The sequence below is a fragment of the Streptomyces sp. NPDC053560 genome (assembly GCF_044544605.1).
Taxonomy (GTDB): Bacteria; Actinomycetota; Actinomycetes; order Streptomycetales; family Streptomycetaceae; genus Streptomyces.
In genome coordinates this window covers 42631-64083 of record NZ_JBITXI010000008.1, presented here as the reverse complement: position 1 = coordinate 64083, position 21453 = coordinate 42631, and the positions used below count along the sequence as shown (strand labels likewise).

The following is a 21453-nucleotide window of genomic DNA, read 5'->3' as shown; positions in this document are numbered from 1 at the left end:
TCATGGCGGTGCGGCCGAGACGGCGGAGGTACGCGATGGCGTCACACCGAGTGCCCCCGTGGCGGGTGCCATCGGCTCGCGGCGGGCCGGTTCCGGATGCCGCCTCCGTCAGCTACCGGCAGACCGGGCCCGCGGTGCCGGGCGGGCGCCGGGAGATCGGGATGTGGGACGCGGCGGGGCGGGCCGTGGGCCGGCTGGACTATCAGCTGTGCCACGAGTGCCGGCGCGGCTGGATCCGCAACATCGCCGTGGCCGAGCACTGGCGGGGCCACGGCCTGGCCCGCGAAGCGCTGCACCGCGCGCTCGCCCCGGCGGCGGCCTACCGCTGGTACACCTCTCGGCAGACGGCGGACGGCCGCCGGTTCTTCGCGGCGATGGCCGAGGAGACCGCCGTCGCCTTTCCGGCCCCGTTCCTCGCGCGCGGCGCACGCTGCCGGCACATGACGTGCCGCCGCGCGCGGAGCCGGCAGTGACTTCAGGCAACGACTTCAGGCAATGACTTCATGACTTCAGATGGGGCTGCGTCCCCATCGGGGGCCGACGCGGGCCCATTCGCGCTCCCACTCGGCGAGGCGTACGCGGTCCAGGTACCGGCGGCCGCCCCAGCGGACGGCGAGGAGGGCGAGGACGAGTGCCATGCCGGTGCCGAGGCCGGCGGCTACGCCGTCGTCGGCCGCTTGGGCGGTGGTCATGGGCGGGTCGGCGAGGCGTCCGTCGCGGTAGGTCCATACGGTGACGGCGGCGCCTTTGCGGGTGCCGGTCTCCACATCGATGGTGCTGGTGTGGCGTTGGCCGTCGGGGCCGGTCCAGCGGACCTTGGCGGGTATCCGGTCGATGCCGGCGGTGAAGCCGGTGGCCGAGGGGTCGGCCGGTACGGGTTCCAGGAGGCGGCCGGTCAACGTGCGGCGTTCGGCGAGCTGTTCCGCGCGCTCGACGCGCTGGGCTCCGTAGGTGGCGAGGCCGGCGGAGAGGCCGACGGCCGGTACGCCGACGAGCAGGGCGAGGGCCGTCAGCAGGCCCAGCCAGGCGTCCAGTACGTCCCACCGGCGGCGCAGCGGGCACCGCCGCCACCGCCATCGCCCGCCGATGTGCTGCATGGCTGCCGCCTCCCTCGGCTCGCTTCGCTCCCTCTTCTCTCCGCTCCCCCGTGTCGCTCTGCAGTCCGGCTACCCCCTTTTCCACGGAAGGTGCCGGATGAGAGCCGGAGAATGCGCATATGAGTGCGTTGTTACTCACGTTTCGGCCGCCGAGTGGCCCTGTCAGCAGGCTAGCCCGTCTCCGGGCGGGGCGCGCCTCCGCGCGGTGGCCGGGTTCGGGCGGTGTGGTTTGCGGTGACCGGGGGCCGGTACTCGTACCGCCAGGGATTCGAACGCGAGAACGCCCGGAGAGGACTGTGCCGATGACCGCGCGTCCGAATACGGACCCTCCGCATGCAGACCCGCCTCGCGCCCCGGTCGATGGTCCGCTGTACGCGTACGGCATCGTGCGAAGAGGGTTCCGGCCCCGGCCGGGGCTGGTTGGGGTCGGTGGCGGGTCCGTGATCGTGGTGTCGGAAGGGCCGCTGGCCGCGCTGGTGTCGGTGTCGTGCGGTTCTGGTGGAGGGCTGGGTGGCGACGGTTTCTCTCTGGCGTCCGGTGCGGCCGGCATGTCCCCCGCCGAAGCGGCGCAGGACGCCGCCGACGCCCATCGCAGGGTCGTCGACGAGGCGGCCGCCACGGTCTGCGTACTGCCGCTGCGCATCGGCACGGTCCATCACGGCGAGGCGCAGGTGCGCCGGGTGCTCACCGATCGGGCCGACCTGTACGAGCGGCTGCTGACGCGGCTGGACGGACGGCTGGAGTGGGGCGTGAAGGCGTACGCGGACGACGCGGCGGATGCCTGGGCTGCGTGCGACGGTGACGGGGCGGCCTCGGCGGACGGGGCCGGCGAGCCCGTGGACAAGCTGGCGCGGGCGGCGCACCACGCGCTGGCGGACGTCGCCGAGTGCAGTCGGGTGCACCATCGGCGGGACGCCTGTCCGCACGGTGCACTGCCCGGCGCGGCGGCTTCTTGTGCCACCTCCGCGTACTGGACCTCGCCGATTTCCGGGGCGCCGTATCCGCACGGGCGGAATCTGCTGGACAGCGCGTATCTGGTGCACCGGGAGGCGGCAGGGGTCTTCGCGGAGACGGTGGGCGGGCTGGTCGCGCGCTGTCCCGAACTGCACATCGAACTGACAGGCCCCTGGGCGCCGTACTCGTTCGCCGACCCGTACGAGCTGGCGGAGCTGCCCGGCCTGTCGGACTGAGCGCCGTCCCGCCTCGTTCCTGACCACCGCACTACCGCCCCTCGGCCAGCAGCGTCTCCGCCTGGCGGCGGGCCTGGCCCAGGGCGTCGGGGAAGACCGCCATCCCGTGTGTGACGAGGGCGCCCTCGTGCAGCAGCATCAGCGTGCGCCCCAGGTCCTCGCCCCGGCCGGGGTCGATCTCTCGCGCGAGCCGTGTGAAGAGCGTCAGCATCCAGGTCTTCTGGCCGGTGATCACGGGGTACGCGGGGTGGGCCGGGTCGCTGATCTCGGCGTGCGCGTTGACCATGCTGCAGCCGCGCCCGCTGTGCTCGCCCGCCCATTCCCGTGACGCGTCGAAGACCGTCAGGATCTGCGTCGCGGGGTCCGGCGGCGCGACCGCGAGGCGGTCGTCGAGGAAGGCCCGCCAGCGTTCGTCCCGGTCCGCGAGGTATTCCACGACGATCCGGTCCTTGGAGCCGAAGCGGTCGTAGAGCGTCTTCTTGGTGACGCCGGCCTCGGTGGCGATGAGGTCCACGCCGACCGCGTGGATGCCGCGCTCGTAGAACAGCCGTGCCGCGGCGTCCCGTACCCGGCGCGCGCCGGGCGTCATGGGGATGCGCTCGACCGCCGCCGTCGTGTCCGTCGTGCTCTCGTTCACGCTCACCCCTCCACTATACCGATCTGTATAGTACGGTCGACTCAAGCGAGGTATACCGATCTGTTTACTCACGGGAGTCTGTATGAACCTCCTTCTGTCGGCCGCCTTCGTGCTCACCTGGAGCTCCGGTTTCATCGGCGCCAAACTCGGCGCGGGCAGCGCGGGCGCGCTCACGATCCTGATGTGGCGCTTCCTGCCGCTCGCCGTGGTACTGCTGGCGGTCGCGGCCGTCCGGCGGGCCGCCTGGCGCGGGGTGACCGCCCGCGACCTGGCGCGGCAGTCGGTGATCGGCGTGCTCTCCCAGAGCGGCTATCTGCTCAGCGTCTACGCAGCCATCCAGCTGGGCGTGTCCAGCGGCACCACGGCCCTGATCGACGGCGTGCAGCCGCTGGTCGCGGGGGCGCTTGCCGGGCCGCTGCTGCACCAGTACGTGTCGCGGCGGCAGTGGCTCGGGCTGGGGCTCGGCGCGGCGGGCGTCGCGGTGGTCACGCTGGCCGACGCGGCGTCCGGCGGGTCGCCGGGCGGCCCGGCCGGGGGCGTGCCGTGGTGGGCGTACGCCGTGCCGTTCCTCGGCATGCTGGCCCTGGTCGCCGCGACTTTCCTGGAGAGCCGCTCGCGCACACGCTTCGCGCCGGCCGTTCCGCTGACCGTCCACTGCACCGCCAGCGCGGTCGTGTTCAGCGTCCTGGCGCTGTGCACGGGGGCCGCGGTCCCGCCGCCCGAGGCGTCGTTCTGGCTCGCGGTCGGCTGGCTCGTGGTGTTCGCGACGTTCGGCGGCTACGGCCTTTACTGGCTGGTGCTGCGCCGCCGCGGCGTCACCGCCGTCAACACGCTGATGTTTCTGATGGCTCCGGTCACCGCGGTCTGGGGCGCCCTGATGTTCGGCGAACCCTTCTCCCTCCGGACCGCGGCCGGCCTCGCCCTCGGGCTCGTCGCGGTCGTCGTGGTCCACCGCGACTCCGGCGCGGCAGGCGGGCGCGGCCGGGGCGGCGGGCCGCGTCAGGATCCGCCGCGGACCGTCGTCACCGGCACGCCGAGGTCCCGCATGCGGCGGATTTCGGCGACCGGCAGGGCGTCGTCGACGAGGACGGTGTCGAAGTCGGTGAGCGGGGCCAGCGCGTAGATGCCCTGGCGGGTGAACTTGGTGTGGTCCACCAGCAGCACCCGGCGCGAGGCCCGGTCCATCAGCGCCCGCTTGACCTGCACCGTCTCCTGCGACTGGTGGTAGCAGGTGTCACCGGTGACGGCCGTGGTGGACATGAACAGCACGTCCGCGCGGAAGGAGCGGACCGCCTCCGCCGTGTGCGGGCCGAGGAACGCGTCGTACGCCGGGTAGTAGGCGCCGCCCAGCGCGAGCAGGCTGATGCCCGGCTCGCCCGCGAGCAGCTTGATGACCGGCAGGAAGTTGCTGATGACGGTGAGCGGGCGGCGTTCGGTGAGGTGCTGGGCCAGCGCGAGGCAGGTCGTCGACTCATCGATCATGACGGTCTGGCCGGGGGCGAGCAGCCGCAGCGCGGCGCGCGCGAGCCGGTGCTTGGTGGTGTTCATGGCGGACATGCGCTCGCTGAGGTCGCCGTGGAAGAGCAGCGAGGGCAGGGAGGAGGCGCCGCCCCTGACCTTGCGCAGCCAGCCCTGCGCCTGGAGGACGTCCAGGTCGCGGTGGACGGTCATGATGCTGACCGCGTACTCGCGCGCGAGGTCGGCGGTGCGTACGAAGCCCTCGGCGGCGACCCGTTCACGGATCCGCCGCTGCCGGTCGTGCTGGATGTCCTCCCGCCGCGCGGCGCCGCCGGGCGCGCTGCCGTGGTCCTCGGTCACTGCGGGAACCTCTCGTTAACTTCACGCGGATGTCACACGGCGGAGCTGCGCCCGCGTCCCAGGTCAGCATGGAAATGCCGAGCTCACGCCGCATTGCCGCCATGTTAAGCCCGCGGTACGGAGGCCCGCCGCCGGCGGATTTCACCCGGCGGCCGGGCCGCCTCGCGAGAGGTCGGCCGGCGGGCGTTGACCGGTTCGGCGCGGCCCGCGTTGCATCAGTGCCACACGGGCCCGGCCACGCCGGTCAGGGGCGCCGAACGGCCCGTACCGCTGGAAGATCCGTACGAGGGAAGAGGTGCCGTGGTGGCCAGTGACGCTCCCACATCTGCCGGGCCGCCGGACGCGGAGCGGCGGCCCGCCTGGACCGAACGGCTCGGCATGCCGCGCGGGCTCGCCTGGGGCTTCCTCGGCGTGCTCGTCTTCATGATCGGTGACGGCGTCGAGTCCGGGTACCTCTCGCCGTACCTGGCGCAGGAGGGTCTGTCGGCGCAGCGGGTGGCGATGCTGTTCACCGTGTACGGCATCACCGCCTCCGTCGCCGCGTGGCTCTCCGGCGCGCTGTCGGACCTGTGGGGGCCGCGCCGGGTGATGATGGCGGGGTTCGGAGCCTGGATCGGCTTTCAGGTGCTCATGCTGGCGATCGCGGTGCCCTCGATGAACTATCCGCTGCTGCTCCTCAGCTACGGCCTGCGCGGCATCGGCTATCCCCTCTTCGCGTTCGGTTTCCTGGTGTGGATCGCGGCGACGGCGCCGGAGCGGCGGCTCGGCACGGCGGTCGGCTGGTTCTGGTTCGCGTTCACCGGCGGGCTGCCGACGCTCGGTTCGCTCACCGCGAGTTTCCTCGTCCCGCAGATGGGCGCCTACCGCACCCTGTGGTTCTCGCTCGGGCTGGTCGTCCTCGGCGGCCTGATCGCCCTGTTCCTCGTCCGCGAGCGGACCGGCTTCGCTCGGCTGGCGCCGGCCGGTGAGCGCCCGATGGCCACGCTGTTCGGCAGCCTGGCGCTGCTCGGGCGCAATCCGCGTATCGGTGCCGGGGCCGTGGTCCGCATGATCAATACGGTGCCGGAGTTCGGCTTCCTGGTCTGTCTGCCGGCGTTCTTCACGCAGACCATCGGGCTGAGCCTGTCCCAGTGGCTGCGGCTGCTGTCCGTGATGTTCGCGGTCAACATCGTCTTCAACCTGCTGTTCGGTGCGCTCGGGGACCGGTTCGGCTGGCGGCGCACGGTCGCCTGGTGCGGCGGTTTCGGCTGCACGGTCACCTCGCTGCTGCTGTACTACGTGCCGACCGCGCTCGGCGGGCAGTACGCGCTGTGCCTGCTGGTGGCCGGGCTGTTCGGCGCGACGCTGGCCGGGTACGTGCCGCTCTCCGCGCTGATGCCGTCGCTGGCCCCGGCGCACAAGGGCCAGGCGATGGCGGCGCTCAACCTCGGCGCCGGCGCCAGTACCTTCGTCGGCCCGGCCCTGGTCGCGGTCTTCCTCGGGCCGTTCGGTGTCCAGGGTGTGATCTGGATCTTCGCCGGTCTGTACGCGCTGAGCGGGGTGCTGGCCCTGTGGCTGCGAACGCCCGCCGAACGCGACGTACCGCCTCCCGTCCCGGCCGCTCCGGCCGCCGTCGGCGCCTCCGAAGGAGTGTGACCCGTGTCCGTACTCTCCATCGACGTCGGCACCTCGCTGATCAAGTCCGTGGTCTACGACGCCGGGGGCCACGAGGTGGCCGTCGCCCGGCGGGCCACCGAGGTCGACCGGCCGCACCCGGGGTGGGCCGAGCAGGACATGGACGCCGTGTGGGACGCGGTGGTGCACACCGTGCGCGAGGCGCTGGCCGCGGTGCGGGACCGGGGCGCTGAGCCGGTGTGGCTGGTCACCTTCACCGCTCAGGGCGACGGCTGCTGGCTCGTGGACGAGGACGGGCGGCCCACGGGCCCCGCCGTCCTGTGGTCCGACGGGCGGGCCGCGGACACGGTCACCGCATGGCAGCGTGCCGGGGTGCTGGCGGATGCCTTCCGCCGGAACGGGTCGCTCACCTTCGCGGGCCTGCCGAACGCGATCCTCACCTGGTTCGGCGAGCACGACCCCGCGCGCCTGGCCCGTTCCGCGACCGCTCTCACCGCCGCCGGCTGGCTCTTCCTGCGGCTCACCGGCGAACGGGTGATGGACGAGTCGGACGCCTCGGCGCCCTTCCTCGACCACGCCACCGGCGCGTACGACCAGGAGGTCATCGACCTGTTCGGGCTCCGCCGGCACGCGGGGCTGCTGCCCGAGGTGGTCGGTGACGAGCGGCGCATCGCCGAGATCACCCCGGCGGCCGCCGCCGAGCTCGGCGTGCCCGCCGGGCTGCCGGTCGTCTTGGCCCCGTACGACATCGCCGCCACCGCGCGCGGCATCGGCGTGGTCAATCCGGGGCAGGCGTGCGCCATCCTCGGCACCACGCTCTGCGCCGAGGTCGTGCGTACGGCCGTCGACACCGCCGGCGAGCCGAGCGGCATCAATATCGCCTACCGCGGCCGGGAACGCGTCCTGCGCGCCTTCCCCACCCTCTCCGGCACCGAGGTCCTGAACTGGACCGCCGGGGTGCTCGGCCTGTCCGGAGCCGAGGAGCTGTGTGCCGAGGCGTTCCGCTCCGCGCCCGGCGCCCACGGCCTGGCCTTCCTGCCGTACCTCTCCCCCGCCGGTGAACGCGCGCCTTTCCTCGACCCGCGCGCCCGCGGCACCTTCTGGGGGCTGAGCCTGGAGCACTCCCGGGCCGACATCGCCCGCGGTGTCCTCGAAGGGCTCTCGCTCACCCTGCGCGACGCGCTCACCGCCTCCCGTACGGAGGTCAGCGAGCTGCGGCTGTGCGGTGGCGGCGCGCGGAGCGACGCGTGGTGCGGCCTGATCGCGGACGTCACGGGCGTGCCGACCACCCGCTCCACCGACACCGAGCTGGGCGCGAAGGGCGCCTTCCTCACCGGTCTCGTCCTCACGGGCGCCGAGTCCAGCATGCACCGGGCCGCCGACAAGTACGTCCACATGGGCCCCGCCTGGGAGCCCGACGCCGAGCGCGCCGCGCTGTACACCGAGCGGTACGCGGCGTTCCTGTCCTGGCGCGCGCTGGCCCGCGAGGCCGGGTGGCAGCCGCACGCACCGAAGGAGGAGATCTGATGCCCCGCCCCGCCGACCCCGTCCGGCTCGGCCTCGACCTGGGCACCCAGAGCGCCCGCGCCGTCGCGGTGGACGCCGCCGGCCGGGTGCTGGCCGCCGCCTCCCGTCCGCTGCGCAGCAGCCGGGCCGGCGAGCGCCACGAGCAGGACCCCGAGGAGTGGTGGCACGCGCTGGCCGCTGCCTGCCGCGAGGCGCTCGCGGGCATCGACCCGGAGCGGGTGACGGCCCTCGCCCCGGACGGCACGTCCGGCACGATCCTGCTGGCGGACGCGGGTGGCGCCCCGCTCACTCCGGGCCTGATGTACGACGACGGGCGCGCCGCGGCGCAGGCCGTACGGGTCAACGAGGCGGGCGCGGCGGTCTGGGAGGAGCTGGGCTACCGCACCATGCAGCCCTCGTGGGCGCTGCCGAAGCTGGGGTGGCTGCTGGAGCACTCGGCGGCCGCCGCGGCGCCGGGCACCCGGCTGCTGCACCAGGTGGATCTGGTCACCTGGCGGCTGGCGGGCCATCAGGTGGCGAGCGACGCCAGCCACGCGCTGAAGACCGGCTACCACCTCCTCGCGGAGCGCTGGCCGGAGAAGGAGCTGGCCGCGCTCGGCGTACCGGACTCCCTGCTGCCGGAGGTGGTGCGGCCCGGGACCGTGCTCGGTACGGTGTGCGCCGCCGCGGCGCGCGCCACCGGCATTCCCGAGGGCGTGGAGATCGTCGCTGGCATGACGGACGGCTGCGCCGCGCAGATCGGGGCCGGTGCGCTGGCGCCCGGCGCGTGGAACTCCGTCCTCGGCACGACGCTCGTCCTCAAGGGCGTCAGCCCGCGCCTGGTACGCGACCCCGGCGGTCTCGTGTACTGCCACCGCGGTCCCGGTGACACCTGGCTGCCCGGTGCCGCGTCCAGCAGTGGCGCGGGCGCGCTGACCCGCGAGTTCCCGGGCGCGGACCTGGCGGACCTCACCGAGCGGGCCGTACGCGGCAGGCCGGCCCCGGCAGGTCACGACCCGGTCGCGTATCCGCTGGCGGGTACCAGTGGCGAGCGGTTCCCGTTCCGGGCGTCCGACGCGGAGCCGTTCGTCCTGGGCGACCCGGCGGGCGAGGCGGAACGCTTCCACGCCCATCTGCTCGGCGTCGCCTGCCTCGAACGGCTCTGCTTCGACTACCTCGACCGCCTCGGCGCCCCGGTCGACGGCCCGCTGACCCTCACCGGCGGCGGCACCCGCAACGCGTACTGGAACCAGCTGCGCGCCGACGTGCTCGGCAGGACCGTCACCCTGCCGGAGCATGCCGAGGGCGCCCTCGGCATGGCCGTGCTCGCCGCCACCGCCGACGGCACCCCGCTGACCGAAGCCGCCGCCGCGATGGTCCGCGTACGCGCCGAACACCGTCCCGATCCCGAGCGCACCGCCCGCTTCCGCCCCGCCTACCTGGCGTTCGTGGCGGCCCTGAACGACCGCGGCCGGATCGGCCCCGACCTGGCCGAGTACGCCGTCAGAAAGGCCCAGCAGTGACCGACTTCCTTCTCGTACGCCACGGCGAGACCGTCTGGCACGCGGAGAACCGCTACGCCGGGCGCACCGATGTCGCCCTCACCGAGCGGGGCCACGCGCAGGCCGCCGAGCTGGCCGCGTGGGCGGCCGGGGCGCGGATCGACGCGGTGGTCTCCTCCCCGCTGTCCCGGGCGCGGCTCACCGCCGACCCCGCCGCGCGCGCCCTCGGGCTGCCGCTGCGGACCGACGAGCGCCTGGTGGAGGTCGATTTCGGGCGCGGTGACGGGCTCACCCGTACCGAGATGCGGGAGGTGTTCCCGGAGCGGCTGGAGGCGTTTCTCGCCGATCCCGTCGCTCACCATCTGCCCGGCGGCGAGGACCCGGCGGCGGCCGCGGCGCGGGCGGCGGGCTGCCTGGCCGGTCTCGCCGAGGAGCTGCCGGACGGCCGCGTCCTCGTCGTCGCGCACTCCACCCTCGTCCGCCTGCTGCTCTGCCGCGAGCTGGGCATTCCCCTCGGTACCTACCGCAGGGTCTTCCCGGCCCTGGAGAACGGCGCGCTCACCGAACTGCGCCTCCGCCGCGGTCAGGCGTCGTTGCTGCGTCTGAACGCCCCCTGTGCCGTGTCCCCGGCCGGCACCCACTGACCCGTACCGCACCCACGGAGAGACCACGCATGTCCACCACCGTCCTCGCCGCCGGCGACCACTTCGTCCTGCCCCGTCTGTTCACCGAGCAGGTCACCGCCGCGACCGGCGGCGCCGCCGAGGTCCGCGAGCTGCTGCTGCCCTGGCCGCACACCCCCTTCGGCCCGGTCGCCGAGGTCCAGGAGGCCTCCGGGACCGAGGACGAGATGATCGAGGCGCTCCAGGGCGTCCGCGTCTGCGTCACTCAGCTGGCCCCGCTCACCGAGCGCATCCTCGACAACTGTCCGGACCTGGAGCTGTTCTGCGCCAGCCGGGGCGGCCCGGTCAACGCCAACCTCGAAGCGGCCACCCGGCACGGCGTCGCCGTCTGCTACGCCCCCGGCCGCAACGCCGTGGCCACCGCGGAGCACACCCTCGCGCTGATCCTCGCCGCGGCCCGCGGCCTGGGTGACGTCCACACCGATCTGCGGCGCGGCGTCTGGCGCGGCGACTACTTCGACTACGGCAACTGCGGGATCGAGATCGAGGGCGCCACCGTCGGCCTGATCGGCTTCGGTGCGGTGGGCAGCCGGGTCGCCAAGGTGCTGCTCGCGCTCGGTGCGACGGTCCTGGTGCACGACCCGTACGCCGGTCCGGAGCGGCTGGCGGGCGTCGCCGAGCAGGTGTCGCTGGAGGAGCTGCTGCGCCGCTCGCGCATCGTCTCGCTGCACGCCCGGGTCACGGAGGAGACCACCGGGATGATCGGCCGGAAGCAGCTGGACCTGATGCCCGAGGGGGCCGTACTGGTCAACTGCGCCCGCGGCGCGCTGCTCGACTACGACGCGGCGTGCGAGGCGCTCGCCACCGGCCGGCTGTCCGCGGCCGGCTTCGACGTGTTCCCCGAGGAGCCGGTCCCGGCCGGGTCGCCGCTGCTCACCGCGCCGGGTGTCGTGCTCACCCCGCACATTGCGGGCGGCAGTCAGGGCGTCGCCCACAAGGCCGCCCGGATCGTGGGGGCCGAGGTGGGCCGCTTCGTCCGCGGCGAGGCCCTGGCCCACTGCGCCAACCCGGAGGTGCTGGAGCACCGCTGACCACCTGGCCCGCCGCTTCCGACGCCGGAAGCGGAAGGCCGTGCCGCCCCCGGCCGGTACCTGGCCGGGGGCGGCTTTTCCCGTCCGGTGCCGGGCTGGGAGCACCGGAGGGGAGGGGCTTCACACCACCGCTGATTCAGTGCTTCTTGTGGTGGTGGTTCTTCTGGTGAGGGGCAGTGGTCGCGCAGCTGTTGCCGAAGGCCGGGTTCAGGAGGCCGATGACGTCCACGGTGTTGCCGCAGGCGTTGATCGGGACGCTGACCGGAACCTGGACCACATTGCCCGACAGCACGCCCGGGGAGCCCACGGCAGCGGCGGAGGCCGACGCGCCCCCGCTGCCGGTGCCGTGCGCGGAGGCGACCGTCGCCCCGCCGAAGAGCGCGGTGGTCGCAAGAGCCGTAAGAGCGGTGAGCTTCGCCATTCGTGACATGACAACTGGCCTTTCTGCAAAAGAGTGAGAGGCGGCCGTACTGCCGCTTACCTTCTCCCTCTTGATCGGGTCAGTCGCGTCCATAGTTGCGCGGCCAACCATTTTTCACCTGTTCGGCCGCACATATTGCCGCACCCGGCTTTCCGTCCGGCCGCTTCCCCGCCATTCGGGCGTGCCCGCGGCGCTGGCAGCCGACCGCCATACAGAAGGTTTGTTAGCTTAGCGTTTTAGTGACCCGTTCGACCTATGAGCGACATACGTAACGAGGGGTAGCGTGCCGTTCTCCCGGAAAACTGTCATGGATCAGCGCGGTGGCCACCCGTCGGTCGCGGTCAGCAGCCGTTCAGCGCAAACGGAGGACGGTGCGGAAACCGAAGTGCGCTGCTCGGCCGACGAAACGCCGTCCGTTCCTCGTTACGACTACGAGAAATTCAGCCGGCTGGCCGGGCCGCTGACGGTGCCGGACACCGACGCCGGGCCCTACCGGGTGCAGTACCGCCCGCTGTTGAGCAGCAGTTCGCACCGGCTGCTGACGGCCCTGCTGCTGGCGAGCGCGCCGCTGGCCTCGCTGGCGCTGCTCATCTGGCTGATGCGGCCGCAGCACTGGGTGCACCGGGAGTACGCGGCGGGCTGGGAGATCTTCGCGGACACCGTCATGCTCGTCTCCATCGGGCTGCTGGAGGCCTTCCGCGTTCTGAACGTCGTCTCCATCGCCCATGCCACGCTCGTCGCCCGGGACCCGGTACCGGTCAGAGCGGCGCCCGGCACCCGGGTGGCGTTCCTGACCACCTTCGTCCCCGGCAAGGAGCCCCTGGAGATGGTCCGGGCGACGCTGACGGGGGCCGCCGCGCTGCGGCACGACGGACCGCTGGACGTGTGGCTGCTGGACGAGGGAAATGTGCCCGAAGTGCGGGAGCTGTGCGAGGAGCTGGGCGTCCGGCACTTCTCCCGCAAAGGAGTGGAGAAATGGAACCAGCCGGCCGGCCCGTTCCGTGCGAGGACCAAGCACGGCAATTACAATGCCTGGCTCGAAGCGCACGGCGACGGTTATGAATTCATGGCCGGGGTGGACACGGACCATGTGCCGCTGCCCGCTTACCTGGAACGCATGATGGGCTTTTTCCGGGACCCGGACGTGGCGTTCGTCGTCGGCCCGCAGGTCTACGGGAACTACGACAGCACGGTCGCGAGGGCCTCCGAGAGCCAGCAATTCCTCTTCCACGCGCTGATCCAGCGCGCCGGTAACGCGTACGGCTCACCGATGTTCGTCGGCACCAACAACTGCGTACGGATCAGCGCCCTGAAGCAGGCCGGCGGTTTCTACGACTCGATCACCGAGGACATGGCCACCGGGCTGGAGATCCACCGCCGGGAGAATCCCGCGACCGGCCGCCCCTGGCGCTCGGTCTACACCCCCGACGTGCTGGCGGTGGGCGAGGGTCCCGCCACCTGGACCGACTTCTTCAACCAGCAGCTGCGGTGGAGCCGCGGCACCTACGAGTCGATCATCCGGCAGTTCTGGCGGGCGGTCGTCCGCCTCTCCCCCGGCCAGGCCCTCAATTACGGGCTGATGGTGACCTACTACCCGATCGCCGGGATCAACTGGGTGATCGGCGGCCTGTCCTGCGCGCTGTTCCTCTGTCTGGGCGCCTCCGGCGTCCAGGTCGAGTCGCAGATGTGGATGATGCTGTACAGCGACGCCGCGGCCCTGCAGATCGGGCTGTACATGTGGAACCGGCGGCACAACGTCAGCCCGCACGAGCCGCAGGGCTCCTCGGGCGTCGCAGGGATGGCGATGTCCGCGATGTCGGCGCCGCTGTACGCGCGCTCGCTGACGGGGGCGGTGCTGCGGCGGAAGGCCGGCTTCGTCGTCACCTCCAAGGGTGACACCGCCAATCCGGACCGGCTGCGCACGTTCACCACCCACCTGGCGTGGGCCGGGCTGTTCTCCATGACGCTGATCGCCTCGGTCTTCCTCGGCCACACCCACGTGGCCATGCGGACCTGGGCCGCGATCGCGCTGGTGATCGCCGTCGCCCCGCTGGCGGTCTGGCGCCTGTCCCCGGTCCTCGAACGGCGCCGCGCCGAGCAGGCCCCGGCCCCCGCCCCGGCCCCGGTCCCGGCCGCCGCCGGGGAGCTCGCGCCCGGACCCGCCGAAGCACCCGCTACCGACGTTCCTGAGGAACCCACCACCGAAGCCACCGAATCCTCCGGTGTCGCCGATGCCGCCGGGGGGCCCGAGGCCGGCACTCCCGGCACGCCCGGCGAGACCGGCGACACCGGAGGGACCGACGAGACCGAGGACGACGAAGCGGAGCGGTTCCGGGAGCTGGTGCGGCACGCCCTCGACTCGGAAGCGCCGTTCTCCTGGGTCACCGCCGACGCGGCGTACGGGCGGGACCGGCCGCTCCGCGACTGGCTGGAGGAGTCCCGCGTCCCGTACGTCCTGGCGCTCGGGGGCGACGACACGGTGCACACCGCGGACGGCGCCGACGCACGCGTGGACGCGCTGGTCACCACGCTCCCCGTGCAGGCGTGGAAGTACGTGCGGGGCCGGATCGACCCGCGGGAGGCATGCGAGTACGCCTGGGCGCGGGTCACGATCCGCCCGGCCCCGCAGGACGGGTTCGGGCGCTGGGTGCTGGCCCGGCGGAACGGTGGCGACCCGCAGCGGATCGCCTACTACGTCTGCTACGGGCCGTCGGCCGCGCGGCTGACGGACCTGGTGAAGGTCGCGTCGAGCCGGTGGGCGGTGGAGGAGTTCCTGCGCAGTCCGGACACCGGGGGCGGTCCGCCCGTCCTCGACGGGGCCGACGCGTCCGCGCCGTCCTGACACCCGGGCAGCTCCCATCCCTTCTCTCTGGTCCTCCGGGACCGCCTCACCCTCAGGAGGCCCCCACGTGAGATTCAGGCCCAGCCCCCGCACCCGCAAGGTGGCGGTCGGCGCCGTCGCGCTGAGTGCGGTCGGCGCGATGAACGCGCCCGCGGTCATCGGCTTCGCCTCGCACAAGTACCACGACTACAAGATCAACCAGCCCTCCTACAAGGCGCAGTACGGCCACTGGGACCTGGCGGACGTCCCGGAGCGCTTCCGGATCAACTCCATCCACGCCGCGCTGCTGCACACCGGCAAGGTGCTGATGATCGCCGGTTCCGGCAATGACGAGCAGAACTTCGACGCCGGCACGTTCCAGAGCGTCCTGTGGGACCCGGTGAAGAACACCTTCAAGGAGATCCACACACCGAAGGACATGTTCTGCGCCGGCCACGCCCAGCTGCCGGACGGCAAGCTGCTGGTCGCGGGCGGCACCCGCCGGTACGAGAAGCTCAAGGGCGACGTCACCCGGGCCGGCGGCCTGATGGTCGTCAAGAACGAGGACCCCGACAAGCCGCGCACCCTGCCCAAGGGCACCGTCTTCCGCAGCCCGAAGGGGATCGAGTACCGCTCGCAGTTCCCGGTGGTCGTGCCGCGCGCCAAGAAGACGCCCGCCCGCGACGGGAGCGGGAAGATGCGGGTCACCGCGCGCGAGGCACGCGTGTTCGTCGAAGCCGTGCGGCGGGGGAAGGCCGGGGTGACCAACACGGCGGCGCAGTACGACATCAAGGGCCTCAAGGGCGCGGACGCCCGCAACCACTACGGTCTGGCGACCAAGCTCGGCCTGGACAAGAAGGACTTCCAGGGGCTGAAGGACGCGTACGAGTTCGATCCGGTCGCCGAGCGGTACCTCCGTGTCGACCCGATGAGCGAGGCCCGCTGGTACCCGACGCTGGTGACCCTCAAGAGCGGCAAGGTCCTCGCGGTGTCCGGGCTGGACGACATGGGCGAGATCATCCCGGGCAAGAACGAGATCTACGACCCGAAGACCCGCAAGTGGTCCAAGGGGCCGAACCGCTATTTCCCGACCTATCCCGCGCTCTTCCTCACCGGCAACGGCAAGCTCTTCTACTCCGGTTCCAACGCCGGTTACGGCCCGGCCGAGAAGGGCCGCGTGCCCGGCATCTGGAACCCCAAGAAGAACACCTTCAAGCCCGTTCCCGGCCTGACGGAGGCCGACCGGACCGAGACCTCCGCATCCGTGCTGCTGCCGCCCGCGCAGAAGCAGCAGGTGATGCTGTTCGGCGGGGGCGGAGTCGGCGAGTCCCCGCGCTCCACGGGGCGTACCGCGCTGGTGGACCTGACCGAGAAGAACCCGCGGTACCGCCCCGGGCCCGACCTGTCGGAGGGCACCCGCTACCTGAACGCGGTGCTCACCCCGGACGACAAGGTCTTCACCAGCGGCGGGTCCCGCGACTACCGGGGCAAGGGCGCCAGCGACAACCACAAGGCGCAGATCTTCGACCCGCGCACCCGGGCCTTCACCCGGGTCGCCGACCCGACAGTGGGCCGCAACTACCACTCCGAGGCGCTGCTGCTGCCGGACGGCCGGATCGCGGTCTTCGGCTCCGACCCGCTCTTCTCGGACCGGGCGGACAGCCGGGGCGGGGAGTTCGAGAAGCGCATCGAGGTGTACACGCCGCCGTACCTCTACGAGCGGACGCGCCCGGCGGCGGCGCACGGCCCGGTCGAGGTGGAGCGGGGCGGGACCACCCGCTTCACCGTCGCCGGCGCCGGGAAGGTGAAGACCGCCCGGCTGATGCGCCCGAGCGCCGTCACCCATGTCACCGATGTGGAGCAGCGGTCCATCGCGCTGGACTTCACGCGCCGGGGCGGCACGCTGTCGGTGAAGGTGCCCGGCAGTCACTCACTGGTGCCACGGGGGTGGTACATGCTCTTCCTCATGGACGCGCGGGGGACGCCGTCGCAGGCGAAGTGGGTGCACGTGAAGTGACCGGGGCCGCGGCCGGTGCCGGGGAGGGCGCGGCGCCGGCCTGCTGCTGCTCCGGCCGCTGCGGCGGCTCCGGGGACGGCTGCTCCGGGGACGGCTGCTCAGGGGACGGCGGGGCCGGGCGGCGCGGCGGCTCCGGGGCCTGCGGGCGTTCCAGCGAGCCGCGGACCAGCTGCAGCGCATAGTCGGTCCACCACTGGCCGGCCGGCGGTCCGCCGCGGCAGGTGCCGTCGGACTCACCGGGCCGCTTGATCCACAGGTAGGCGTCCACGAGCGGGTGCCCGGTGCGGGTGGTGGGAGGTGTGCCGAGCGCGCGGTCGGGCGGGTTGCACCAGCTCTCCTCGCCGCTCGCCGGGTCCTGGTCGGGCGGGGGCGGGCCGTTGCCGTTGCGGCTGGTGTCGATCACGTAGTGGGCACCGCCGAGCGCCCGGGAGAGCTTGTCGCCGTACTCCTCGCTGGCCTTGGTGGTCTGGAAGTTGGAGACGTTGAGCGCGAAGCCGTCGGCGTACTTGACGCCCGCCGACGACAGGAATCTGGCGAGCGCGTCGATGTCCTTGATCCAGGAGGCGTTGCCCGCGTCCACGTAGACCGAGGTGCCCGGGCGCGTCTTGAGCGTGCGGACCGCCTCGTTCAGCAGGGCCAGGCGGTCGGCGCGGGCGCGGTTGCGGCAGCCGGCGACGGCGTGCGGCACCGCGTCCGGCTCCAGCACGACGACCGCCTTGCGGCTGCCCAGCCCTTGGGCCAGCCGGGCGACATACTGGCGGTACGCGTCGTCGCTGCCGGCGCCGCCGGCGGAGTAGTGGCCGCAGTCGCGCTGCGGGATGTTGTAGGCGACGAAGACCGGTACCTGGCTGTCGACGGCCGCCTCCTTGGTGATGCGCGCGACGCGGGAGGCGGGGTTGTCCTCGGTCAGCCAGACGGCCACGGGCCGGTCGGCGATCCGGCGCAGCAGGCCCGCCTCCGTCTCCCGGCCCCGTTCGGCGAGCACCCGTGCCTTGCGGGCGCCCGCGGTGTCGGGGTCGACCCAGAAGCCGGTCTGCTTTCCCTCGGGTGCCGCGGCCCAGCACGCGGCGGTCAGCGTGCCGAGCAGCGGCAGCACACCGAGGGCCACGCCCGCCCGGTTATTTCGCCAACTCATCAGCGGCCTGCCCAGTCATCGGCGTCCTCTCCTTCGCGGTGCGCGCCGTACGGCACACCGCACAACGAAACGGTCATTCCATGTCATACCCCTTCAGAGTGACACGGAATGACCGTCGTTCGTGTTATTTACTGCCCGACCGTGCCGGACCGCGAGGGAGTGGCACCCCGTCAGGGCACCTCGGGCCGCGCGTACTCGGACATCGCGTCGACCAGCCAGTGCGCCAGGTGGTCGGCGAACGAGGAGCGCGGGAGCAGCCGGTAGGTGTCCTCGGCCGTCCGCCAGAGGATGACGGGGACGGGCCCGAGCTGGGTGCTCACCGCCCGGCCCGGGGCGAAGACCCGCGGGTGCAGGTCGAGCGGACAGCCCTTGTCCAGCACGTCGCGGGCCGCCGGGCCGCGCAGTTCGAGGACGGTGCGGTTGCCGGAGACGTCGACGGCCGAGCCGGGCTCGCCCGCCAGCGCCTCCTGGAGTTCGGCGGTCAGCGGGTCCGCGCCGGGCGGCGCGACGACCAGCCACTCGTCGGGCCCGAGCCACAGGATGGTGCGTGGCCCGGCCGGTGCCGTCTCCCCGCAGCGCGCGGGCAGCGCGGCACCGAGGCACTTCTCGACCCGGGCGCCGGCGAACGATTCCGGGTCGACGCGCAGGCTCACCATCGTGGCGCACGGCCATTCGCTGACGGCGACCCCGCGCGGTCCGGTGACGGTGGCGTCCCGGAGCAGGCCGGCGAGGTGGGCGAGCGGGCTGCGGCGGAGTGCCGCGGGCCCGGCGGCGGTGTCGGTGAAGGTCGGCTCAGCCATCGCGCTTGGTCCCTTCGGGGTCGTAGAGGACGGGTCCGGCCACCTCGACGGGTACGAGGTCGTCGCCGACGACGGCGAGCAGCGTCTCCCCGATCCGGTCGCGGCCCGCCTTGACCAGCGCCAGACCGAACGGGCGGCCGAGTGCCGGGCTGTAGTAGGCGGAGGTGACGTGGCCGAGCATCGGGACCGGCCCGGCCTCCGGTGTCACGGGCACTCCCTGGTCGATGATCTGGGTGCCTTCGGGGAGGCGGGTGGTGCGGTCGGTGGGCAGCAGGCCGATCAGGTGCTTGCGGTCGGCGCGCGCCGTGTCGGGCCGGGTGAACGAGCGCTTGCCGATGAAGTCCTTCAGCTTGGAGACCACCCAGGACATCCCGGCGTCCTGCGGGGTGACCGTGCCGTCGGTGTCCTGGCCGACGATGATGAAGCCCTTCTCGGCCCGGAGCACGTGCATGGTCTCGGTGCCGTACGGGGTGATGCCGTACGGGCGGCCCGCCTCGTGGACCTCGTCCCAGACCGCCCGGCCGTACCAGGACGAGACGTTGATCTCGAAGGCCAGCTCGCCGGAGAAGGAGATCCGGCAGACCCGCGCCGGAACCCCGGAGGCGAGGGTGGTCTCGCGGAAGGTCATGAAGGGGAAGGCATCGTTGGAGACGTCCAGGTCGGGCGCCACCTGCGCGATGACGTCACGGGACTTCGGACCGACGACGGCGACGGTGGTCCACTGCTCGGTGACCGAGGTGCACTTCACGTCCAGCTCAGGCCACTCGGTCTGCAGCCACTCCTCCAGCCAGTCCAGGACGGTGGCGGCGTTGCCGGTGGTGGTGGTCATGAAGTAGCGGTCCTCGGCGACCCGCAGGGTCACGCCGTCGTCGAAGATCATGCCGTCCGGCCTGCACATCACGCCGTAGCGCGCGAAGCCGGTCTTCAGCTTCTTGAAGCCGTTGGTGTAGATGCGGTTGAGGAACTCGCCGGCGTCGGCGCCCCATATCTCGATCTTGCCGAGGGTGGAGGCGTCCATGAAGGCGACGCCCTCGCGGGCAGCCCGGCACTCCCGCTCCACCGCGGCGTCCATGTCCTCGCCGGACTGCGGGTAGTACCACGGCCGCTTCCACTGCCCGACGTCCTCGAACTCCGCGCCCTGCTCGACATGCCAGTCGTGGACCGGGGTCCGGCGCACCGGGTCGAAGAGTTCCCCGCGCTCACGCCCGGCCAGGGCCGCGAAGGCGACGGGCGTGTAGGGCGCACGGTAGGTGGTGGTGCCGATGTCGCCCGGCGAGCACGCCGGGGAGCCGGCCTCCTTCAGCAGTTCGCCGATGACCCCGATGGCGTTGACGCCGGAGGTCTTGCCCTGGTCGTTGGCGGTGCCCAGCGAGGTGTACCGCTTGACGTGCTCGGCGCCGCGCATCCCGGCGCCGGTGGAGCGCCGCACGTCGGCGACGGTGACGTCCCGCTGGAGGTCGACGAAGTGGGTGTCCCAGGCGCCGGGGTCGTCGCCCTCGCCGGGGACCAGCCAGACCGGCCGTACGGGCGCGGGCGGTTCGGGCGCCGGCGCGTCGGGGACGACGGTCGCGAAGCCCGCTTCCGCGGCGGCCAGCGCACCGGCCCGGGCCCCGGCCGCTGCACAGTCCGCCCGGCCGTACGTGCCGCACACCGCGCCCGCGAGGTGCTGTCCGGGCACCGCGGCCACGGGCACGAACCCGGCCACGTCCTCGTCCCAGCGCACCTTGCCCTGCCGCTGGGAGTGCAGGTGGACGACCGGGGTCCAGCCGCCGGAGACCGCGAGGAGGTCGCAGTCGAAGGACCGGGCCGGGCCGCTCACCCGCCCGTCCTCCTCCAGGGCGCGCACGGTGACGCCGGTCAGCCGCGGGTCACCTTCGGTGCCGGTGACCACGCTGCCGGTCAGCACCTCCACCCCGGTCTCCGTGGCGAACTCGCCTGCGCGGTCGGACAGTTCGGTGCGGGTGTCGACGACGGTGGCGACCGCGACGCCGGACGCGCAGAGGTCGGCGGCCGTCTCGTACGCGCTGTCGTTGGTGGTGGTGACGACGACCCGGGCGCCGGGCGCCACGGCGTACCGGTTGAGATACGTCCGGACGGCGGAGGCGAGCATGATGCCGGGGCGGTCGTTGTCGGCGAAGACCAGCGGCCTTTCGTGGGCGCCGGTGGCCAGCACGACCCGCGACGCCCGGATGTGCCACAGCCGCTGCCGCGAGACGCCTTCGGGTGCCTCGGCGCCGAGGTGGTCGGTGCGCCGCTGCACGGCGAGCACGTAGTTGTCGTCGTAGGAGCCGAAGGCGCTGGTGCGGGTGAGTACGGTCGTCTCGGGCGCGGCGTCCAGCGCGGCCCGGGTCTCGCGCACCCAGTCGCGCGCGTCCCGGCCGTCGATTGTCTCGCGGCGGCCGGAGAGCAGCGCCCCGCCGGGCTCGGGCTGTTCGTCGATGAGGAGGACCCGGGCTCCGGTGGCCGAGGCGGTCGCTGCGGCCGCGAGTCCGGCCGGCCCGGCGCCGATGACCAGTACGTCGGTGTGGACGTACTTCTTGTCGTGGACGGCGGTGTCGGGCGTCGGGTCGAGCCGGCCCAGCCCGGAGAGCGTGGTGGCGGCGAGGCCGTCGTACAGCTCCACCGTGGTGGCCGGGAGCATGCCCTCGGAGCAGGGCCCGGCGAGCTGGAGGAGCGCGTTGGGCTCCTCGACACCGGCGGCGGTGATGCCCCGGGGCCGGCCGCGGTAGATCGAGGGCGCCGCCTCGACGGCGCCGGCCGCCAGCAGCGCGGAGGCGACGGTGTCGCCCGGGTGACCGGTCAGTTCGCGTCCGTCGACGGTGAAGCGCAGTGTGGTGGCGCGGTCGACGCGGCCTCCGTGGGGAAGGCGGCAGGGCTGCTCGGTCATCGGTTCCCTCCCTCGGACAGGACGTCGGGGCGCGGCTCGTCGAGCCGGTAGGTGGCCAGTACTTGGTAACTGACGGTGTCGCGGACCGCGTTGAACCAGCGGCGGCAGCCGATGGCGTGCGACCAGCGTTCGGCGAAGGGGCCCTTGGGGTTGTCGCGGTAGAAGACGTACTGGGCCCACTGCGGGTCGTCGAGATCCGCCGGGGAATCGGGGTACGGAAGGTGGGCCTGGCCCCCGTAGTGGAATTCGGTCTCGTCGCGGGGCCCGCACCATGGGCAGTTCAGCAGGAGCACC

16 protein-coding genes and 2 pseudogenes are annotated in these 21453 nt (G+C 72.8%); 10 read left to right on the top strand and 8 right to left on the bottom strand.

From position 1 onward, the window contains the following. Positions 1-35: 35 nt before the first annotated feature. A complete protein-coding gene (locus ACIGQF_RS20040; protein WP_399711780.1) occupies positions 36-473 on the top strand; it encodes a GNAT family N-acetyltransferase in 438 nt (145 codons plus the stop codon). Between the two features lie 36 nt (positions 474-509). On the opposite strand, the gene ACIGQF_RS20035 is transcribed toward ACIGQF_RS20040, so the two are convergent. After that, positions 510-1097, bottom strand: coding sequence for a hypothetical protein (locus ACIGQF_RS20035; RefSeq protein WP_399711778.1), 588 nt, complete (start codon positions 1095-1097; stop codon positions 510-512). A gap of 119 nt (positions 1098-1216) precedes the next feature. Here ACIGQF_RS20035 and ACIGQF_RS20030 point away from each other — a divergent pair, with 119 nt between their 5' ends. After that, a complete protein-coding gene (locus ACIGQF_RS20030; protein ID WP_399711776.1) occupies positions 1217-2287 on the top strand; it encodes a GvpL/GvpF family gas vesicle protein in 1071 nt (356 codons plus the stop codon). A 31-nt stretch (positions 2288-2318) separates the two neighbouring features. Here ACIGQF_RS20030 and ACIGQF_RS20025 read toward each other — a convergent pair whose 3' ends face one another. Next, positions 2319-2876 (bottom strand): TetR/AcrR family transcriptional regulator, encoded by a 558-nt coding sequence (locus ACIGQF_RS20025; RefSeq protein ID WP_399712594.1) that lies wholly within the window; start codon positions 2874-2876, stop codon positions 2319-2321. A gap of 130 nt (positions 2877-3006) precedes the next feature. Between ACIGQF_RS20025 and ACIGQF_RS20020 the strand changes: the two genes are divergently transcribed. Beyond that, positions 3007-4047: a DMT family transporter gene (locus tag ACIGQF_RS20020; RefSeq protein ID WP_399711774.1), complete on the top strand. Its 1041-nt coding sequence runs from the start codon at positions 3007-3009 to the stop codon at positions 4045-4047. 14 nt (positions 4048-4061) lie between these two features. On the opposite strand, the pseudogene ACIGQF_RS20015 reads toward ACIGQF_RS20020, so the two are convergent. Continuing rightward, positions 4062-4742, bottom strand: a pseudogene (locus ACIGQF_RS20015) (DeoR/GlpR family DNA-binding transcription regulator); the annotation flags it as partial. 303 nt (positions 4743-5045) lie between these two features. Between ACIGQF_RS20015 and ACIGQF_RS20010 the strand changes: the two are divergent. Genes ACIGQF_RS20010 through ACIGQF_RS19990 form a run of 5 tightly spaced genes read left to right on the top strand, consistent with a single transcriptional unit; the run spans position 5046 to position 11078 of the window. Beyond that, positions 5046-6377, top strand: coding sequence for an MFS transporter (locus tag ACIGQF_RS20010; RefSeq protein ID WP_399711772.1), 1332 nt, complete (start codon positions 5046-5048; stop codon positions 6375-6377). Between the two features lie 3 nt (positions 6378-6380). After that, positions 6381-7883, top strand: coding sequence for an FGGY family carbohydrate kinase (locus tag ACIGQF_RS20005; protein WP_399711769.1), 1503 nt, complete (start codon positions 6381-6383; stop codon positions 7881-7883). Continuing rightward, complete coding sequence (locus tag ACIGQF_RS20000; RefSeq protein ID WP_399711767.1) at positions 7883-9385, top strand: FGGY-family carbohydrate kinase; 1503 nt, start codon at positions 7883-7885, stop codon at positions 9383-9385. The genes ACIGQF_RS20005 and ACIGQF_RS20000 overlap by 1 nt, the downstream gene beginning before the upstream one ends. Beyond that, a complete protein-coding gene (locus tag ACIGQF_RS19995) occupies positions 9382-10008 on the top strand; it encodes a histidine phosphatase family protein (protein WP_399711765.1) in 627 nt (208 codons plus the stop codon). The genes ACIGQF_RS20000 and ACIGQF_RS19995 overlap by 4 nt, the downstream gene beginning before the upstream one ends. 29 nt (positions 10009-10037) lie before the next feature. Continuing rightward, a complete protein-coding gene (locus tag ACIGQF_RS19990) occupies positions 10038-11078 on the top strand; it encodes a 2-hydroxyacid dehydrogenase (RefSeq protein ID WP_399711763.1) in 1041 nt (346 codons plus the stop codon). 136 nt (positions 11079-11214) lie between these two features. Here the strand turns inward: ACIGQF_RS19990 and ACIGQF_RS19985 are convergent, their stop codons facing one another. Further along, the gene (locus ACIGQF_RS19985; protein WP_399711761.1) at positions 11215-11508 is read right to left on the bottom strand and encodes a chaplin; all 294 of its coding nucleotides are present in this window, start codon (positions 11506-11508) and stop codon (positions 11215-11217) included. 298 nt (positions 11509-11806) lie between these two features. On the opposite strand from ACIGQF_RS19985, the pseudogene ACIGQF_RS19980 reads away from it, so the two are divergent. Then, positions 11807-13675: pseudogene (locus ACIGQF_RS19980) on the top strand (glycosyltransferase family 2 protein); the annotation flags it as partial. 733 nt (positions 13676-14408) lie between these two features. Further along, positions 14409-16337, top strand: a complete 1929-nt coding sequence (locus ACIGQF_RS19975; protein WP_399711759.1) for a galactose oxidase-like domain-containing protein — start codon at positions 14409-14411, stop codon at positions 16335-16337. On the opposite strand, the gene ACIGQF_RS19970 is transcribed toward ACIGQF_RS19975, so the two are convergent. The 4 genes from ACIGQF_RS19970 to ACIGQF_RS19955 form a co-directional block, all read right to left on the bottom strand. Further along, positions 16285-17472: a glycoside hydrolase family 6 protein gene (locus ACIGQF_RS19970; protein ID WP_399711757.1), complete on the bottom strand. Its 1188-nt coding sequence runs from the start codon at positions 17470-17472 to the stop codon at positions 16285-16287. The two genes, ACIGQF_RS19975 and ACIGQF_RS19970, sit on opposite strands and share 53 nt — an antisense overlap. A gap of 170 nt (positions 17473-17642) precedes the next feature. After that, the gene (locus ACIGQF_RS19965; protein ID WP_399711755.1) at positions 17643-18272 is read right to left on the bottom strand and encodes a sarcosine oxidase subunit gamma; all 630 of its coding nucleotides are present in this window, start codon (positions 18270-18272) and stop codon (positions 17643-17645) included. Beyond that, positions 18265-21159: a sarcosine oxidase subunit alpha family protein gene (locus tag ACIGQF_RS19960; protein WP_399711753.1), complete on the bottom strand. Its 2895-nt coding sequence runs from the start codon at positions 21157-21159 to the stop codon at positions 18265-18267. Before ACIGQF_RS19960 ends, ACIGQF_RS19965 begins: the two co-directional genes overlap by 8 nt. Continuing rightward, on the bottom strand, positions 21156-21452 hold the full coding sequence (locus ACIGQF_RS19955) for a sarcosine oxidase subunit delta (RefSeq protein WP_399711751.1): 297 nt from the start codon (positions 21450-21452) through the stop codon (positions 21156-21158). Before ACIGQF_RS19955 ends, ACIGQF_RS19960 begins: the two co-directional genes overlap by 4 nt. Position 21453 lies beyond the last annotated feature (1 nt).

Bases quoted from the DNA above. Each gene is read 5' to 3' on its own strand.
- ACIGQF_RS20040 (WP_399711780.1), top strand. From the start codon at position 36: ATGGCGTCACACCGAGTGCCCCCGTGGCGGGTGCCATCGGCTCGCGGC.
- ACIGQF_RS20035 (WP_399711778.1), bottom strand. From the start codon at position 1,097: ATGCAGCACATCGGCGGGCGATGGCGGTGGCGGCGGTGCCCGCTGCGC.
- ACIGQF_RS20030 (WP_399711776.1), top strand. From the start codon at position 1,217: ATGAGTGCGTTGTTACTCACGTTTCGGCCGCCGAGTGGCCCTGTCAGC.
- ACIGQF_RS20025 (WP_399712594.1), bottom strand. From the start codon at position 2,876: ATGACGCCCGGCGCGCGCCGGGTACGGGACGCCGCGGCACGGCTGTTC.
- ACIGQF_RS20020 (WP_399711774.1), top strand. From the start codon at position 3,007: ATGAACCTCCTTCTGTCGGCCGCCTTCGTGCTCACCTGGAGCTCCGGT.
- ACIGQF_RS20000 (WP_399711767.1), top strand. From the start codon at position 7,883: ATGCCCCGCCCCGCCGACCCCGTCCGGCTCGGCCTCGACCTGGGCACC.
- ACIGQF_RS19990 (WP_399711763.1), top strand. From the start codon at position 10,038: ATGTCCACCACCGTCCTCGCCGCCGGCGACCACTTCGTCCTGCCCCGT.
- ACIGQF_RS19985 (WP_399711761.1), bottom strand. From the start codon at position 11,508: ATGTCACGAATGGCGAAGCTCACCGCTCTTACGGCTCTTGCGACCACC.
- ACIGQF_RS19970 (WP_399711757.1), bottom strand. From the start codon at position 17,472: ATGAGTTGGCGAAATAACCGGGCGGGCGTGGCCCTCGGTGTGCTGCCG.
- ACIGQF_RS19965 (WP_399711755.1), bottom strand. From the start codon at position 18,272: ATGGCTGAGCCGACCTTCACCGACACCGCCGCCGGGCCCGCGGCACTC.
- ACIGQF_RS19960 (WP_399711753.1), bottom strand. From the start codon at position 21,159: ATGACCGAGCAGCCCTGCCGCCTTCCCCACGGAGGCCGCGTCGACCGC.